Origin of the sequence: Bradyrhizobium sp. HKCCYLS2038, assembly GCF_051167655.1 — a bacterium.
In the GTDB taxonomy this organism is placed as follows: Bacteria; Pseudomonadota; Alphaproteobacteria; order Rhizobiales; family Xanthobacteraceae; genus Bradyrhizobium.
This window is the reverse complement of the sequence record NZ_JBNPTM010000014.1, coordinates 36,850-52,768: the sequence shown is the minus strand read 5'-3', so window position 1 is coordinate 52,768 and position 15,919 is coordinate 36,850. Positions and strand designations below refer to the sequence as shown.

Here is a 15,919-nt window from a genome sequence, read left to right as displayed (position 1 = left end):
CTAGAGCCCCGCGGCGGCCTTCGATGTCGCCGCCTCGATCAGCTTGACCGCGTCAGTGCTGTCCCATTCGGCAGGTCCCGCGATGGTCGCGATCTCGCAGCCATTGCCGTCGACCAGCACCGAGGTCGGCATGCCCAAGGCGCGGCCGACTGCCTTCAGGTCCTGGAACACCTTGGCCTTGGCGTCGCTGAAATAGGCCAGCCGGGTCAGCTTGGCGTCGTTCAGGAAGGCCTTCGGCTTCTCCGGGTCGCGGGTGTCGATGTTGACCGCGACCACCTGGAAGGCGTCGCTGCCGAGCTTGCCCTGCAGGCCGTCGAGCGCCGGCATCTCCTTGCGGCAGGGCACGCACCACGTCGCCCAGAGGTTCAAAAGTACCGTCTTGCCGCGGAAATCCGACAGCTTGGCCGGCTTGCCCGCGGCGTCCTCGAAGGCGAGGTCCGGCAGCCGCAGCGGCGTTGTGGCCGCCGTCAGCGCAGCCACCTCGCCCTTGATCAGCGGCGCGAGCCGCGCGGCGGTGGCGACCGCCGCCTGGCAGGCCTGGTCGCCGGCCGCCTTGCCCTTCAGCAGACCGCCGAACGACGCCGCCGCGACGCCGGCCACGGCGACGACCGCCACGGCGCCGGCGACGAGCAGGGTCCGACCACGGGAGGCGGGGCGGGCAGGGGACGGCTCTGGGTTATCGTTTGTCATCTCGGGTCGGTTGCGGCTATCAGAGGCGCGAATTCGGGGATACCGGACGGTGTGTCCCACCCGGTGGCGATCAGCAAGGTTTCAAGAAGCGGTTTTGGCATGAGCAACACGATGTGGGGCGGACGGTTCTCGGAGCGTCCCGACGAGATCATGGAGGACATCAACGTCTCGATCGACGTCGATCGCCACCTTTACGCGCAGGATATCGCCGCTTCCAAGGCGCACGCCGCCATGCTCGCCGCCCAGGGCATCATCACGTCCGGTGATGCGAAAAATATCGGCAAGGGTCTAGACACGATTTTGTTAGAGATCACCAAGGGTTCGTTCGACTTCAAGCGGTCGCTCGAAGACATCCATATGAACGTCGAGAGCAGGCTCTCCGAGCTCATCGGCCCCGCCGCCGGCCGCCTGCACACCGCGCGCTCGCGCAACGACCAGGTCGCGACCGACTTCCGCCTGTTCGTGCGCGACGAACTCGACGACATCGATGCGGCGCTCGCCGCCTATCAGCACGCGCTGGCGACCCGCGCGCTGGAGTTCGCCGGCACCGTGATGCCCGGCTTCACCCATCTGCAGACGGCGCAGCCCGTCACATTCGGCCACCATCTGCTCGCCTATGTCGAGATGGCCGGCCGCGACCGTGGCCGCTTTGCCGATGCCCGCAAGCGCCTCAACGAATCCCCGCTCGGCGCCGCGGCGCTCGCCGGCACCTCGTTCCCGATCGACCGCCACGCGACAGCCGAGGCGCTCGGCTTCGAGCGCCCGATGGCCAATTCGCTCGACGCCGTCTCCGACCGCGACTTCGTGCTGGAGACGCTCTCGGCCGCATCGATCTGCGCCGTGCATCTGTCGCGCTTCGCCGAGGAGATCGTGATCTGGACCTCGCCGCTGGTCGGCCTGATCAAGCTGTCGGACAAGTTCACCACCGGCTCCTCGATCATGCCGCAGAAGCGCAATCCGGATGCCGCCGAGCTCGTCCGCGCCAAGACCGGCCGCGTCATCGGCGCGCTCAACGGGCTCCTGATCGTCATGAAGGGCCTGCCGCTCGCCTATCAGAAGGACATGCAGGAGGATAAGCAGGGCGCGATGGAGGCGTTCGCGGCGCTGTCGCTCGCGGTGCGCGCCATGACCGGCATGGCGCTCGACCTGGTGCCGGATGCCGAGCGCATGAAGGCCGCCGCCGGCGAGGGCTACGCCACCGCCACGGATCTCGCCGACTGGCTGGTCCGCACGCTGAAAATGCCGTTCCGCGACGCCCACCACGTCACGGGGCGCATCGTCGCGCAGGCCGCGAAGCAGGGCGTGGCGCTGCACGAGCTGCCGCTGAAGGCGATGCAGGAGGTCGAGCCGAAGATCACCGCCGAGGTGTTCGGCGTGCTCTCGGTCGAATCCTCGGTCAAGAGCCGCACCAGCTTCGGCGGCACCGCGCCGAAGAACGTGGCCTCGCAGGCCAAGGCCTGGCTGAAGCGGCTGGAAAAGCAGCGAAAGTAGGGCTGCTGGCCGAACTTGACCGCCGAAATTTGACCGGACTGGCGTGGCACTCCCGCACTCGTCAGCCCGGCTCAATCTCTGTATGGTGCCGCCCGCATGGGGATCTCACACGTGAATCGCAGCCGCCGTCCGATGTCCGCCGTCCGGGTCCTGATCGTCTTGGGCGCCTCAGCCCTGCTGCTGGCCGCCTGCGGCCGCAAGGGTCCGCTGGAGCTGCCGGCCAATTCCCCGCCGGCGCCGCAGATGTCCGCCGCCCCGACCGACACCACGATGGACAACGCCGCCAAGCCCGGCGTCTTCAACTCCGGCTACGGCACCGACGGCGCCCCCGCCGCCCCGCGCGGCCAGAAGAAGCCCTTCATCCTGGACCCGCTGCTGGACAGCAAATAGGGCGACGGCCGTTCGGCGACGTCACCTCATCCGCACCGGCCCAAGAATCTAGCCCGGCTCTCTCCCCCGTCATGGCCGGGCTTGACCCGGCCATCCACGTCGTTCGGCATCCGCGGTGGACGTGGATGCCCGGGTCAAGCCCGGGCATGACGATGCGGGGGCAGGCGAGGGCATCACTCAGATCGCCCTCAGCGGTCGCATTGTCCTGCAGGTCCGCCCCGCCGCCCTCAATTGACAATCCCCCTCATTTCCCGGCAATTCGCCGCCACAATCCCTCATCTCGCAAGCCCCGTGCGGACCTGAGCCATGAACCATTTCGACTACCGCGACGGCGTTCTGCATGCCGAGGACGTCAATCTCGCCGAGCTCGCCGCCACCGTCGGCACACCGTTCTACTGCTACTCCACCGCCACGCTCGAGCGGCACTACCGCGTGTTCGCCGACGCCTTCGCCGGTCAGGACGTGCTGATCTGCTACGCGATGAAGGCCAATTCCAACCAGTCGGTCCTGCGCACGCTCGCGAAGTGCGGCGCCGGCGCCGACGTGGTCTCCGGCGGCGAGCTGAAGCGGGCGCTTTCGGCCGGCATCCCCGCGCGCAAGATCGTGTTCTCCGGCGTCGGCAAGACCGAGGCCGAGCTGCGCGCCGCGCTATCAGCCGACATCCACTGCCTCAACATCGAATCCGAGCCCGAGCTCGACCTGCTGGCGCGGCTCGCCAATGAGACCGGCCACACCGCCCGCATCTCCATCCGCGTCAATCCGGACGTCGATGCCGGCACGCACGCCAAGATCTCGACCGGCAAGTCGGAGAACAAGTTCGGCATTCCCTTGGAGCACGCGCGCCGCGTCTACGCCCGCGCGGCGAAGATGCCGGGCATCAAGGTCACCGGCGTCGACGTCCATATCGGCAGCCAGATCACCGATCTCGGCCCGATGGAGACTGCGTTCCGCATCCTCACCGAGTTCGTGCAGACGCTGCGCGCCGACGGTCACGACATTTCCCATGTCGATTTCGGCGGCGGCCTCGGCATCCCCTATCATCTCGACGGTGCGGTGCCGCCGGAGCCCGCCGCCTACGCTGCGATGGTCAAGCGCGTCAGCCACAATCTCGGCTGCACCCTGATGTTCGAGCCCGGCCGCATGATCGTCGGCAATGCCGGCATCCTGGTCGCCAAGGTGATCTACGTGAAGCACGGCGAGGCCAAGAACTTCGTCATCATCGACGCCGCGATGAACGATCTGATCCGCCCGACGCTGTACGAGGCGCATCACGACATCCTGCCCGTCAAGCAGGCCGCGCCATCAGCGCCCGCCTTCGTGGCCGACGTCGTCGGCCCGGTCTGCGAGAGCGGCGACTACCTCGCGCTCGACCGCGCGCTGCCCGAACCCTCGCCGGGTGATCTCCTCGCCATCATGACATCAGGCGCCTACGGCGCCGTGCAGGCCTGCACCTACAACACGCGAGCTTTGGTGCCCGAAGTGCTGGTGAAGGGCAACCAGTCCGCCGTGATTAGGCCGCGGATCGAGGTCGAGCAACTCATTGCGATGGACACACCGGCGCCGTGGTTGTGAGCAGGGGCTGTCGCCCATGCGGCTCATATGTTGTGCCGGCCTGCTTCCACGCCGTCATGGCCGGGCTTGTCCCGGCCATCCACGTCGTTCGGCATCCTGGGCAAGACGTGGATGCCCGGACAAACCCGGGCATGACGGAGTAACTCATTGGCAGGCTTTCCTGCCCGATTGCCCGGTTTAGGCTCGCACATCGCGCTCTTGTACGACTGTAATCCATAGATTACATTCCGCCACATGCTCGACGTTCGCGAAACGCCCGGGTTCACGAATTGGCTGGCCGGCTTGAGCGATCAGCGAGCGCGTTTGCAGATCGTGCGGCGGATCAGCCGGGTTGCAGCCGGAAACTTCGGCGATGCCAAGTCGGTCGGTGGTCAGGTCAGCGAGCTTCGCATCGACTACGGCCCGGGCTACCGGATCTACTTCACGCGGCGCGGCAAGACGATTGTCATCCTGCTTTGCGGCGGCGACAAGCGGACCCAGGACAAGGACATCCGCAAGGCACAGGACATCGCGGCGACATTGGAGGACTGAGGATGAAGGTCAGCAAGCTGAAGAAGTTCGACGCCGCTGAGCACCTTCGCACACCGGCCGCCCGCGCGGAGTATCTCAACATCGTGCTCGCCGATGGCGATCCCGCCGAGGTCCGCGACGCGCTCAACCTCGTCGCGCGGGCGCAGGGCATGAGCAAGGTTGCCAAGGCGGCCGGCGTCACCAGGGAAGGGCTCTACAAGACGCTCGGCGAGAACGGCAACCCTGAATTTGCGACTGTTCTGCGCATCATCGCCGCGATGGGAATTCGGCTCACGGCCGCGCCGGCCCGTGCCAAGCCGAGCGCGAAGGCCGCGGCATTGCGGTGATCATGATGGACTGCGGCGCGACGCCCCGCCTCCCGCCACTGGGCGCGGGACGTTGGCCATAGGCAAGCCCATCTGCACATTGTACAGCGTCGTCGCAATTCGGCGTCGTTACTCCAGCACGAGGACCCCCACCCATGACCATTCGCGTCGGCATCGTCGGGATCAGCGGTTTTGGCGGCGGCGAGGCGATGCGCCTGATCGCTGGCCATCCGGAGTTCGAGCTGGCCTACGCCGCGGGCGAGGGCAGCGCCGGCAGCCGGCTGGTCGAGCGCTTTCCCGGCGTGCCGGGCAAGCTCGCCGATCTCGTGATCGAGAAATGGGACCCGGCGCGGCTGCCGAAGCTCGACGTGCTGTTCGCTTCGCTCCCGACCGGCGCCTCGGCGGAGGCGCTGGCGCGCGTCGCCCGCGGGGTGAAGATCGTCGACATCGGCGGTGACCACCGCTACGCCGACGGCTGGACCTATGGCCTCGCCGACGTCTGGCCGGACGAGATCGCGCGCCAAAGCCGCATCGCCAATCCCGGCTGCTTTCCCGCGGCAGCGCTGACCGCGCTGGCGCCGCTGCTGGCCAACGGCCTAATCGCGCCCGACAACATCGTGATCGACGCCAAGACCGGCATCTCCGGCGCCGGCCGCAGCGGCGAAGCCAAGTTCGGCTACGCCGAGACCAACGAGAACCTGATCCCCTACGGCCTCCTCAAGCACGTCCACATGCCCGAGATCATCAGCACCATCGCGCGCATCAGCGGCGGCAGCGCCGCTGGCCTCGTGTTCACGCCGCATCTGGTGCCGATGACCCGCGGCATCCTCGCCACCATCTACGCCCGCGGCCGCGCCACGTCGGCGCAGTGCCTCGACGCCGCCCGCCGCTTCTACGCTAACAGCGCCTTCGTCCGCGTCACCGACCAGCCGCCGCAGACCAAATGGGCCACCGGCTCCAACCTCGCCTTCGTCAGCTACGCCGCCGACCCCGAGCGCAACCTGGTGATCGCGCTCGGCGTCGTCGACAACCTCGGCAAGGGCGCCGCCGGGCAGGCGGTGCAGAACGCGAACCTGATCTGCGGCCTGCCGGAGACGGCGGGGCTGGACGGGGCGCCGGTGTGGCCGTGATGTCGGGGCGCTTATCGCGATGGATGCGCGGCACTGTGGTTGCAAGACAGAGCGCTATCGTCCGTAACCCTCCAAGTATGTAGTCGTCTGTTTCCGCATCGTCATGGCCGGGCTCGTCCCGGCCATCCACGTCGACACGGGGAAAAGCAGAATGGACCTCGACGATGCCCTGGTGCGAGAGCTGCGCAAGGCAGCCGAAGCCGGCGCGACCGCATCACAGCTCGTGTCGATGATCGGTCGCCACCTGGGCCTCCTCGACACCGACTTCCGTCTGCTGGCGATTGTGTATATGCGGGCGGCCTTCTTCCTGTCGCTGCGCGAAGCCAGCCAAGTCGGCGCGCTGGCAATCTTCCCGGAGGCACATTCGTCGGCGGCGGAGGTCGATGAGGTGATGAGGCCGGTCCTCGATGCAACCCGGTCGAAATGGGTGGCGCTTTGAAGGCGGGGACTTGCCGCGACTGGTGCGCTCAAAAGAAAGTCGAAGCCAACTTCAGGAGTTTAGTGCGCTGTCGTAATATCCGTTAGTGCTTAACCTCGCCCGGATCACGGCTCACCTGACTGATTGTCTTGGTTGCTTCGTCTATCAAGATATCTAACGACGGTGGTTCGAAGAGCTCCTCGTACTCTAGTTTTCCGCTCTTCACAGAAAGCCGAAAAGCGCAAGCGGGAGGTGATTTCCGTCCAAATCGCTTAGCCTTCAAAAGGAAGATATTGGCCGCCGTCAGATCGCCCATTAGGGCGCTGAGGACGCCTAAATTGTAGTTCAGCAATTGGACTTCGTCTTCTTCAACTTGGTACTGAACGCCCGCTTCGAACCACTTCTTGGCCTCCTCAAAATTTCCGGAAGCCATATACAAATATCCTACATTGTTCGCCTCAGGAGTTTCGCGGGAAGGAGATATCAAGAACGCCATATCAACAAGTTCCATCGCTAACAAAGAGTTTCGCTCTTCCACGTACTCGTGGGCCATCCTGGCCATGAGTCTTCTGCTCAGTCGTGTTGCGAGCTGTTCATTGTTTAGCGCTACTATTCTTTTAACTAACGTTTGCCTGTTGGGCACTTTTATTCGCCACGATCGCGATTTGGCCTCGAAGCCGACTTGCGCAGCGCGCTTCTCGAATTCCTTCAGAGTATTATTCAATTTTTTCGACTGAGCAGTCTGCTCCGGTTCGTTCAAGAAGAACCAAGCTTGTACCGGTGATGAGCCGAACGCAATGAAAAACTCATATAGAATTACTTCCTCGCCCGGCTCTCTCAGTAAAAACTTCGATAGCAGGTCCTCAACCCATGGCGACGCTGTCAAAGCGGCGAGCGTGTGCGGTGCCGTGTCTTCTTCTCTCAATATTTGGGTTAGAACGAAAACGTCGTCAACTTTGTCGGCTGTCGATGCTGCTCCTATCGGTTTCATGGCTTCATATGTTGAAAACATAGCTGTTAGTTCGTTCATAACATATACCCCAAAGGGGATCTCTAGGCCAATTAGCGAAACGCTTTTCTGTCTCGCAAAGTACTTGATGTAAATACGATCGAGATCATCTCCAGCGAAGTAAATGCTTCCCTCTCGCTCTTGTATCAATCCGGCCAAAATCAGCTCTGCTATAGCATCCCGAAATGTTTGCTCTGTCCATCTGGTCTCTGAATGAAAGCTGAACTCGATGCGCCACCAATCACTAATAGACAAGTGTATTGATGTTGAGGCGACGAGAGCTAGTGCCCTTAGAGTCTTTCGGTGTAATTTTCTTGCGGCGCTAATGATTGGTCGCTGATCGATATTTTGACCAGACGCTAACTCATTTTGGATCGATTGAAGCGTAACTAAGTCAAGACTAAATCGCTTGGAATTTCCTTCTTGACAGCGCTTGAACATCGTGTGGCAGATCAGTTGAATTTCGTAGGGTCTCCTGCCTGACAAGGTGTCGACGTCGTCCAGGAACATTCTTGGAACGAGTCGTTTTGCATCAGATGTCGACATTCCGCCGTTTCGTAATGGTGTCATTACGCAGTCTCGAACGTCAGTGTAGGTCTTGAAGGGGCCTATTTCTATTTTTTTGAACTGCCTCATTATTGGTGAAAACACTTCATCCATGACCGGAAAAAAATCGTTCGTAGCTGCAAATACGAGCATGTAATCAGTCATGTTCATGAATATATTTCGTAACTTCTCCAATATTATGCGGTTCGCCCGTAAGACATTACATTCATCAAATAGAACTATGATCGGGCGTCTTAGCTCGGCTGCTATGGATTTTAGATCCTCCGACAATATGTCGTCAGATATGTGAAAGGAATTCTTGTTTGCTTGGGCTGCGCGGGCAAGTTGATATGCAAATATCAAGGGAAGTTGTTCTGTGTCGTTAATGTTGTTCGTCGCTACTAAATCAAGGTAGCTAAAGTAGGCTGAGCTCCCTTTTCCGCCAAATGCGCCGGAGAAAAAACTTGCCATGAGGATGGAGTGGAATAGCTTTCGAAAAAAATTGAAGTCGGTTTCGACGTCGCCTTCGTTAAGATTTATACGGACAGTGCAGAACCCCCTGCGTTTTGCCTCTAGTTCTGCAATATTAAGGAAGCTCGTTTTTCCAGACGCACGCGCGCCAATAAAGGCAAGGTGTATTGGCTTCCGAGTAAGCTGCGCCTGATTGAGGTAGTAAATGGTATCGGCGATCTCTATTGTTCGTCCAAAGAAGGAGCGGTCGTCGCCAACTGGGTTTCCAAAATCGTAGGGATTTGCGAGTTCTCGAATGTTATTCATAGATCTGCGCCGCCTTCTCTTGAATCGAGAACATGATAGTGCACGCTCTGTCGCCAATTTCGGCTGCTTTGTGCTCGGAAACCCACATCCGTCGGTACATCGCTTGGCCGAGCCCTTTGGGAATCATCGAGTAGTCCGTACAAAGCGACGTGAATTCCTTCAGCGGCCCGATGTCGTGATCAAGATAGGTGGAATCGAACCACCACTCGTCGAGCAAGGCGGAGTCGGGTGCTTCTTCACCGGGTAACGCGAGCGCGCCTTTCATTGCGTGGACGCTTCCAATGATTTTACGGCGGAGTTCGTCCAAAAGAGCGAGGATCGGAACGCGTTTGTTCGCGGCATTCCGTGCGGCGTTCAGATCGTTTGGAGAAATGCTCTGCAAAAGTTTGGAGTGAATCCCCCTCAAGATATTCATATCTACCGCGCTCACGAACCGATTGTGTGCGACCTGATTTCTAAGGAGTTCAAGATCCGAAAGCGCGGCTTCTGTTCCAGAGCGGCTTGAAAAGATTTCCGAGAAAATAGGATTCCAATTTCCTCCGATAACTATCTTCTTTAGGTCTGGAAAATCGATGTAGTAAAGGGGATGGTGTAAAGTTGCTCGATGCCATCTTGTCTTTTGTTCGTACGTGATCGCGCTCTTTATTTTTGGAAGAATATCGGGTGGTAGCCCTCGCTTGGCCCAATGTCTTCCGTGAGAATCTTCTAGTTTCTTGGCGCATAGCTCTCTTAAAATGACCTCAATCTCGTATAGCAGCTCAAATGCTTTAGCATTTAGATCGCGCTGTTGTTCAAAGCCGCTTTCAAGCATGCACTGCCGTCTATTGATTCATTTGGATTGATAGTAGCTCGCGAAAGTTCATCTCATGATTGTATTGGGGTGGATGGAAGATTGCAACGCCGCTGGCGCTCCACGCCGACAGAACTTCACGGAATTGCGATGGCCGCTGTGCACTAAATAGATCGAATGCGGTGCATGAAGCTGGCTAAGGAAACTCGAATACCGCTCTCGCGAACTTCGTCATGCGCTGCAGTCTGTCGCAATGTTGCGCCTGCGTGGTTGGGCTGACGAGGGATGAAACGCGGCTGGTTCGGTACCGGGTGGAGTGCGGCCGCCCTGTCAACTTTTGTCCTGCGTGATTCTCAGAGTTGCGGATTGCTTGCAACCCAGATCACGCCGATTTGGGGAATCGCGGCGCTGCGCCAGACCGGATGTTACATTTGACTTGCGCTTTATCCGAAATCATGCTCTATTCCCCGCATCCCGTCCCGCTGAGGGGGCGCTTCGCGGTCGTCACGGACGTCGGGTGCGGGATGCGGTGGGCGCATTGGGACGCAGCGTGGGCTTGCTCGCGCGGACGAACGATCCCGGTGCGACGATGAAATCGCGTGGTTCTGGCATCGCGGTGCTGATGCCAAGTTGGCGGTGACGAATCGCCGGCGACGGGGGCAAGACAGCCGTTCCCCGGGAAGATCGCGTATAAGTCGTAACACCATCGCGCAGGGAAGGCCGGGTGATCTCGGCTGAGCCTGTGGTTCTGCCGCGTGCTTTCTGTTGCACGCGGACCGCAGGTGCCAGCCGGCACCTGGCCTTCCCTGCGCCCTCTGTTTGAAGAGGGTGAGATGTTGGGCATCGCTCGGGCGCGGAATGCGTCGCGAGAACAATGCGGCTTGCAATGACGGAGATCGGGGTCTGCGAAGTGCTACTTTGGTCCGACTCCCAGCAAGAACGTAATCAGGAAGCACACGCCGAACACGAGCGAGCTGTAGATGACGCGCATGCGAGCCCTGTTGCCATCCGCTGTCCAGAGGCCGGGAATGAAGAGAATGAGGGGGCCCAGCAGCGACGTGAGCCAGAGGCTGTTGCCCGGCCGCTCGTTTCTCAGCATGACGACGAACGAGTAGACTGCGACACCCACCGCGATGATGGCTCCCACAAAGCAGGGCACCCCGACGGCGACGAAGAGGATGTTCATGCCTGCTCCGTTTGCGAGGGGGCGTTCGCGGTCAGCTCTTCGCAGCCCGAGTCAGTGGCGCTCGGAGGAGGCGCGGATGCAAGCAGGCGAGGTGACGGACCACTCATCCGGCCAGCGTAGCCGCGATCCGCGGCCTGGACGAGTGGCCCAAAGGCTGGCTCCCGTGAATTTTCGGGAACCCGGCCGGTCACACTCTCGTGTCAACCGCCGTCGTTGCAGGGAAAGCCCCCGCGGAACGGGTGCCTCACGGCTGCCTTTGTGCTAGGGTGAACATCCGGGCAACCTGGAGAGATTGTTGAGCGGCGTGACCCCCGAGCCGGCTGGGCCGGCAAGCAGCACCCCCGATTCCAATGATCGCCTTGCGCGGCTGAAGCTGCAGCAGGCGCTGAAGCGGGCTCGGTATGCCATTGCCTGGGAGCGCGGCTGGCCGCATCTGGCACGGCTGCTCACGGTCGTCGGACTGTTTCTGATCGCCTCATGGGCCGGCCTGTGGCTCGGCCTGCCGTTCCCGGCGCGCGCGGCCGGCGTCGTCCTTTTTCTTGCCATGCTGGCCGGCGCTGCCGTGCCGATGCTGCGCTACCGCTGGCCGACGCGCGACGAAGGGCTGGCGCGGCTCGATCGCGGCTCGGGCATCGCGCATCGTCCCGCCACCGCGCTGACCGACACGCTCTCCACGCAGGACCCGATCGCGCGGGCGCTGTGGCAGGCGCAGCGCGAGCGCACGCTGGCCTCGGTCAAGCGCATCCGCGCCGGCACGCCGCGGCCGCGGCTGTCGCTGCACGATCCCTGGGCGGTGCGCGCGCTGGTCATCGTGCTCATGGTCGCGACGTATTTTGCCGCCGGCGAGGAGCGCGCGATGCGCGTCGCCTCGGCGTTCGACTGGAACGGCGTGCTGACGCCGGTCACGATCCGTGTCGATGCCTGGATCAAGCCGCCGCTCTACACCGCGAAGCCGCCGATCATCCTGTCGGCCGCCAACAAGGAAGGCGCGGTGCCTTCGAGCGGCGCGATCGTGGTGCCGGCCGGCTCCACCCTGATCGTGCGCTCCAGCGGCGGCACGCTCGACGTGGTCACGTCAGGCGGCGTCGCGGAGGCTGCGCCCGGCGAGGCCGCGACCGGCGAGGCTGCGCCGAAGGGCACCACCGAGAAGCATTTCATCATCAAGGCCGATGGCACCGCGCATGTGCGCGCGCCCTCCGGCCAGCCGCAATGGGTGTTTGCGGCGACGCCGGACAAGCCGCCGGTCATCAGCATGGCCAAGGACCCGGAGCGCCAGGCGCGCGGCTCGCTCAAGCTGTCCTACAAGCTCGAGGACGATTACGGCGTCACCGAAGCCCGCGCCCAGGTCGTCGCGCGCGCCGCCGACACCAAGGTCGCCGATGGCAACAAGGGTGGCGACAACAAGCCGGCTGACACGAAGCCTGCGGATGCGCCGGCGGCGCGGCCGCTGTTCCAGCCGCCGGAGTTTGCGCTGGTGCTGCCGAATGCGCGCACCCGCAACGGCGTCGGCCAGACTGTCAAGGATCTCAGCGAAGATCCTTACGCCGGCGCCGACGTCACGCTCACGCTGACCGCCAAGGACGAGGCCGGCAACGAGGGCAAGAGCGAGCCGTTCGACACCAGGCTGCCGGAGCGGCTGTTCACCAAGCCTTTGGCGCGGGCGCTGATCGAGCAGCGGCGCATCCTGGCGCTCGATGCCAACCGCAACGGCGACGTGTTCACCGCGCTCGACGCGCTGGCGATCGCGCCAGAACTGTTTACGCCGGAGCCCGGCCAGTATCTCGGTCTGCATGCGGTGACGCGCCAGCTCGAGGCGGCCCGCACCGATGATGCGCTGCGCGAGGTGGTGGCGAGCCTGTGGGCGCTCGCGGTGACGATCGAGGACGGCAACATCTCCGACGTCGACAAGGCGCTGCGCGCGGCGCAGGACGCGCTGAAGCAGGCGCTGGAGCGCGGCGCCAGCGACGAGGAGATCAAGAAGCTCGCCGAGGACCTGCGCAAGGCGATGGACAACTACATGCGCCAGCTCGCCGAGCAGCTGCGCAACAATCCGCAGATGGCGCAGCGGCCGCTCGACCAGAACACCAAGATCCTGCGCCAGCAGGACCTGCAGAACATGATCGACCGCATGGAGCGGCTGTCGCGCCAGGGCGACAAGGAGGGCGCCCGCGAGCTGCTCGAGCAGTTGCAGCAGATGCTGGAGAATCTGCAGATGGCGCAGCCCAACCAGGGCGGCGACAACGACATGGAGCAGGCGCTCAACGAGCTCGGCGACATGATCCGCAAGCAGCAGCAGCTCCGCGACAAGACCTTCAAGCAGGGCCAGGATTCGCGCCGCAACCGCAACAAGCAGCAGCAGGGTCAGCAGGGCGACCAGGACCAGAGCATGGGCGACCTGCAGCAGGACCAGCAGGCGCTGCGCGACCGGCTCAAGCAGCTGCAGGACCAGCTCGCCAAGCGCGGCATGGGCCAGAAGGGCGAAAAGGGACAGAAGGGCGAAAAGGGTCAAAAAGGCCAGAAGGGGCAGCCCGGACAACAAGGCGAGCCGGGCGATGACGGCGACCAGGGCGATGCGGGCGACGGTCTCGACGAGGCCGACGGCGCGATGGGCGATGCCGGCAGCCAGCTCGGCGACAACAACGCCGATGGCGCCGTGGAGTCACAGGGCAAGGCGCTCGACGCGTTGCGCAAGGGCGCGCAGAGCCTTGCGGATGCCATGCAGCAGGGCGATGGCGACCAGCCGGGCCAGGGTCCGCGCGAGGGAAGGGGACGGCAGGCCAACAGCCCGACCGATCCGCTGGGGCGTCCGATGCCGAACCCGCGCGACATCGACGATTTCTCGCAGAAAATTCCCGGCGAGATCGACGTCCAGCGCGTCCGCCGCATCCTCGAAGAGCTGCGCCGCCGCCTGGGCGACCAGTCGCGGCCGCAGGTCGAGCTCGACTACATCGAGCGGCTCCTGAAGGATTATTGAGATGGTCTCGCGCGGCGCGGCTGACGGTTATCGTCAGCCAAGCCGCGCTGATCTTTCAACCGGCTGCGAGATCGTGGATCTCGGGCGCGAGCGGGCCGGCGGTGAGGTCCAGCGTCGCAAGCGTGATCGGCAGCTTGAAGCGCCGCGGGCCGGCGCTGCCGGGATTGAGATAGAGCACGCGGCCGATGGTCTCGACCCGCGCGCGATGCGAGTGCCCGGAGATCACGACATCGATGCCGGCGCTGGCCGGATCGATGCTGAGATCGTGAACGTCGTGGACGAGGAAGAACGTGCGGCCGCCCAGTCGCACTGTGTGCGTCTCCGGATAGGCCTGCGCCCAGTCCGCAGTGTCGATGTTGCCGCGGATCGCGGTGACGGGCGCGATCCGCGCCAGCCGCGCGATGATCTCGGCGCCGCCGATGTCGCCGGCGTGGAGGATGGCATCGACGCCGGCGAGCCGCTGTTCCGCCTCGGGGCGCAGCAGGCCGTGCGTGTCGGAGATGATGCCGATCCTCATGGTGCGTCCGGGGTTGGCGCGTCAGGCGATGTCGAGGATCTCGATTTCCTGGCCCTGCGCCACGACGACGTCGCCGACCGCCTTGCCCATCAGCAGCCGCGCCACCGGCGAGACGTAGGAGATCATGCCTTGCTTCGGATCGGCCTCGTCCTCGCCGACGATCCGATAGGTCTGCACGCGGCCGTCGCCGCGCCGGAACGTCACCGTGCTGCCGAACGCGATCGCGTCAGCCGTGGCCGGCGCCGGCATCACCTGCGCGGTGCGCAGCCTCGCCGCGAAGTATCGTGCATCGCGCAACGGCAGCGCGGATTCGCGCCGTCGCTCGTTGACGTCCTCGATCGCCTGCGCCGCCTCATACGCCGCCTGCGCCTGCTGCAGCTGCTGCTCGATCGCCTTGAAGCCGGCTTCGGTGACGAGATTCGGATGCGGCGACACCGGCCGGTCCGGCAACATCGTCTCCGCCGCCGTCTCGGCGCTCTCTTCCTTGGTGAATGCGACGCTCACTGAGGCACGACTCCTGCGAAGGGCCGCAAACATCGCGGCCCATAGCAGACACATCATGTCGGACCGGCGAATTTCAAGCCGCCCGCCCGGCAAGCTTCCCCTCCGCCCCCACGCGGTGGGCGCGCGCGGTTTACCGTTTCCCTTGACAGCAAGGGCGGTACGCGCATTAATATACGAACTATCGTTCGCAATCCGAACTATAGCAACAGAAGATGCCCGACGTCAAGCCGGGTGAGCAGGAAACGTCGGAGCCTCCCGTGGACGAGGACAACAAGGCCGCCAAAAGCGTCGTGCAGTCGCTGGCCAAGGGCTTTCAGGTGCTGAACGCCTTCACCAGCGAACAGCCCGAACTGGTCCTCGCCGACGTCGCGCGCCGCGCTGCGCTCGACAAGGGCACCACGTTCCGGCTGCTCAACACGCTGCTGATGCTCGGCTACGTCGAGAAGGTTGGCGATAGCAGACGCTTTCGCCTGACGCTGAAATGCCTCGACCTCGGCTTCAACGCGATCGCGCGCTCGGAGCTGCGCGACCAGGCCCGGCCGATCCTGCGCAGTCTCGTCGGCGAGATGAACGAGGCGGCCTCGCTCGCAGTGCTCGAGGGCAGCGACATCGTCTATGTCGAGCGCATCCAGGCCGGCCTTGTCCGCCTCGGCGTCGACGTCCGCATCGGCAGCCGCGCGCCGGTCTATTCCACCGCCGTCGGCCAGGCGCTGCTCTCGCTGCTGCCTGTGGAGACACAGATCGAGGTGCTGGAAGCGCAGCCGCGCATCAAGCGCACGGAGACCACGATCACCGATCTCGACGCGCTGCTGCAGCGCCTGCGCGAGGTGAAGGCTGCCGGCTACGCGCTGTCCAATCAGGAGAATGCACCCGGGCTGTGCGTGCTGGCCGCGCCCGTCGTCGATCGCGACGGTGTGCCGCTGGCTGCGATCAGCGTCGCCGCGCCGACCATGCGCACCTCAGCCGAGACGTTCGAACGCATGGGCGTTGCGCCGCTGCTCCGCGCCGCGGCCCAGCTGTCGCGCGCGCTCGAGGCCATGGGCGGCGCCACCGCCACGGTTTCGCACCGATGACATCTGCACTCACCAG

The 15,919-nt window shown here is 63.5% G+C and carries 15 protein-coding genes; 9 read left to right on the top strand and 6 right to left on the bottom strand.

Annotated elements, in window-relative coordinates:
* Entirely contained in the window at positions 1 to 690 is a 690-nt protein-coding gene (tlpA, locus tag ACQR1I_RS34425) for a thiol:disulfide interchange protein TlpA (RefSeq protein WP_434870775.1), read from the bottom strand.
* A 99-nt stretch (positions 691 to 789) separates the two neighbouring features.
* Between tlpA and argH the strand changes: the two genes are divergently transcribed.
* The 7 genes from argH to ACQR1I_RS34390 all read left to right on the top strand — a co-directional run bounded on the left by argH (position 790) and on the right by ACQR1I_RS34390 (position 6,548).
* Positions 790 to 2,181 carry an argininosuccinate lyase gene (gene argH / locus ACQR1I_RS34420; RefSeq protein WP_434870776.1) on the top strand — a complete coding sequence of 464 codons (1,392 nt, stop codon included), beginning with the start codon at positions 790 to 792 and terminating at the stop codon, positions 2,179 to 2,181.
* A gap of 111 nt (positions 2,182 to 2,292) precedes the next feature.
* Positions 2,293 to 2,571 carry an LPS translocon maturation chaperone LptM gene (gene lptM / locus ACQR1I_RS34415; RefSeq protein ID WP_434870777.1) on the top strand — a complete coding sequence of 93 codons (279 nt, stop codon included), beginning with the start codon at positions 2,293 to 2,295 and terminating at the stop codon, positions 2,569 to 2,571.
* A gap of 306 nt (positions 2,572 to 2,877) precedes the next feature.
* Positions 2,878 to 4,143 carry a diaminopimelate decarboxylase gene (lysA, locus tag ACQR1I_RS34410; protein WP_434870778.1) on the top strand — a complete coding sequence of 422 codons (1,266 nt, stop codon included), beginning with the start codon at positions 2,878 to 2,880 and terminating at the stop codon, positions 4,141 to 4,143.
* Between the two features lie 234 nt (positions 4,144 to 4,377).
* Positions 4,378 to 4,674: a type II toxin-antitoxin system RelE/ParE family toxin gene (locus tag ACQR1I_RS34405; protein ID WP_434870779.1), complete on the top strand. Its 297-nt coding sequence runs from the start codon at positions 4,378 to 4,380 to the stop codon at positions 4,672 to 4,674.
* Positions 4,675 to 4,676: 2 nt separating this feature from the next.
* Complete coding sequence (locus tag ACQR1I_RS34400; RefSeq protein ID WP_434870780.1) at positions 4,677 to 5,000, top strand: addiction module antidote protein; 324 nt, start codon at positions 4,677 to 4,679, stop codon at positions 4,998 to 5,000.
* Positions 5,001 to 5,134: 134 nt separating this feature from the next.
* Positions 5,135 to 6,109 carry an N-acetyl-gamma-glutamyl-phosphate reductase gene (gene argC, locus ACQR1I_RS34395; RefSeq protein WP_434870781.1) on the top strand — a complete coding sequence of 325 codons (975 nt, stop codon included), beginning with the start codon at positions 5,135 to 5,137 and terminating at the stop codon, positions 6,107 to 6,109.
* Between the two features lie 151 nt (positions 6,110 to 6,260).
* Positions 6,261 to 6,548 carry a hypothetical protein gene (locus ACQR1I_RS34390; protein WP_434870782.1) on the top strand — a complete coding sequence of 96 codons (288 nt, stop codon included), beginning with the start codon at positions 6,261 to 6,263 and terminating at the stop codon, positions 6,546 to 6,548.
* 82 nt (positions 6,549 to 6,630) lie between these two features.
* On the opposite strand, the gene ACQR1I_RS34385 is transcribed toward ACQR1I_RS34390, so the two are convergent.
* The 3 genes from ACQR1I_RS34385 to ACQR1I_RS34375 all read right to left on the bottom strand — a co-directional run bounded on the left by ACQR1I_RS34385 (position 6,631) and on the right by ACQR1I_RS34375 (position 10,835).
* The gene (locus ACQR1I_RS34385; protein WP_434870783.1) at positions 6,631 to 8,859 is read right to left on the bottom strand and encodes a hypothetical protein; all 2,229 of its coding nucleotides are present in this window, start codon (positions 8,857 to 8,859) and stop codon (positions 6,631 to 6,633) included.
* Positions 8,852 to 9,670, bottom strand: coding sequence for a Swt1 family HEPN domain-containing protein (locus tag ACQR1I_RS34380; protein WP_434870784.1), 819 nt, complete (start codon positions 9,668 to 9,670; stop codon positions 8,852 to 8,854). The genes ACQR1I_RS34385 and ACQR1I_RS34380 overlap by 8 nt, the downstream gene beginning before the upstream one ends.
* Positions 9,671 to 10,562: 892 nt before the next feature.
* Positions 10,563 to 10,835: a hypothetical protein gene (locus tag ACQR1I_RS34375; protein ID WP_434870785.1), complete on the bottom strand. Its 273-nt coding sequence runs from the start codon at positions 10,833 to 10,835 to the stop codon at positions 10,563 to 10,565.
* Positions 10,836 to 11,130: 295 nt separating this feature from the next.
* On the opposite strand from ACQR1I_RS34375, the gene ACQR1I_RS34370 reads away from it, so the two are divergent.
* Entirely contained in the window at positions 11,131 to 13,809 is a 2,679-nt protein-coding gene (locus ACQR1I_RS34370) for a TIGR02302 family protein (RefSeq protein ID WP_434870786.1), read from the top strand.
* A 55-nt stretch (positions 13,810 to 13,864) separates the two neighbouring features.
* Here the strand turns inward: ACQR1I_RS34370 and ACQR1I_RS34365 are convergent, their stop codons facing one another.
* The gene (locus ACQR1I_RS34365; RefSeq protein ID WP_434870787.1) at positions 13,865 to 14,326 is read right to left on the bottom strand and encodes a metallophosphoesterase family protein; all 462 of its coding nucleotides are present in this window, start codon (positions 14,324 to 14,326) and stop codon (positions 13,865 to 13,867) included.
* Positions 14,327 to 14,347: 21 nt separating this feature from the next.
* The gene (greA, locus tag ACQR1I_RS34360) at positions 14,348 to 14,830 is read right to left on the bottom strand and encodes a transcription elongation factor GreA (protein ID WP_434870788.1); all 483 of its coding nucleotides are present in this window, start codon (positions 14,828 to 14,830) and stop codon (positions 14,348 to 14,350) included.
* A gap of 212 nt (positions 14,831 to 15,042) precedes the next feature.
* On the opposite strand from greA, the gene ACQR1I_RS34355 reads away from it, so the two are divergent.
* Positions 15,043 to 15,903, top strand: a complete 861-nt coding sequence (locus ACQR1I_RS34355; RefSeq protein ID WP_434870789.1) for an IclR family transcriptional regulator — start codon at positions 15,043 to 15,045, stop codon at positions 15,901 to 15,903.
* Positions 15,904 to 15,919 lie beyond the last annotated feature (16 nt).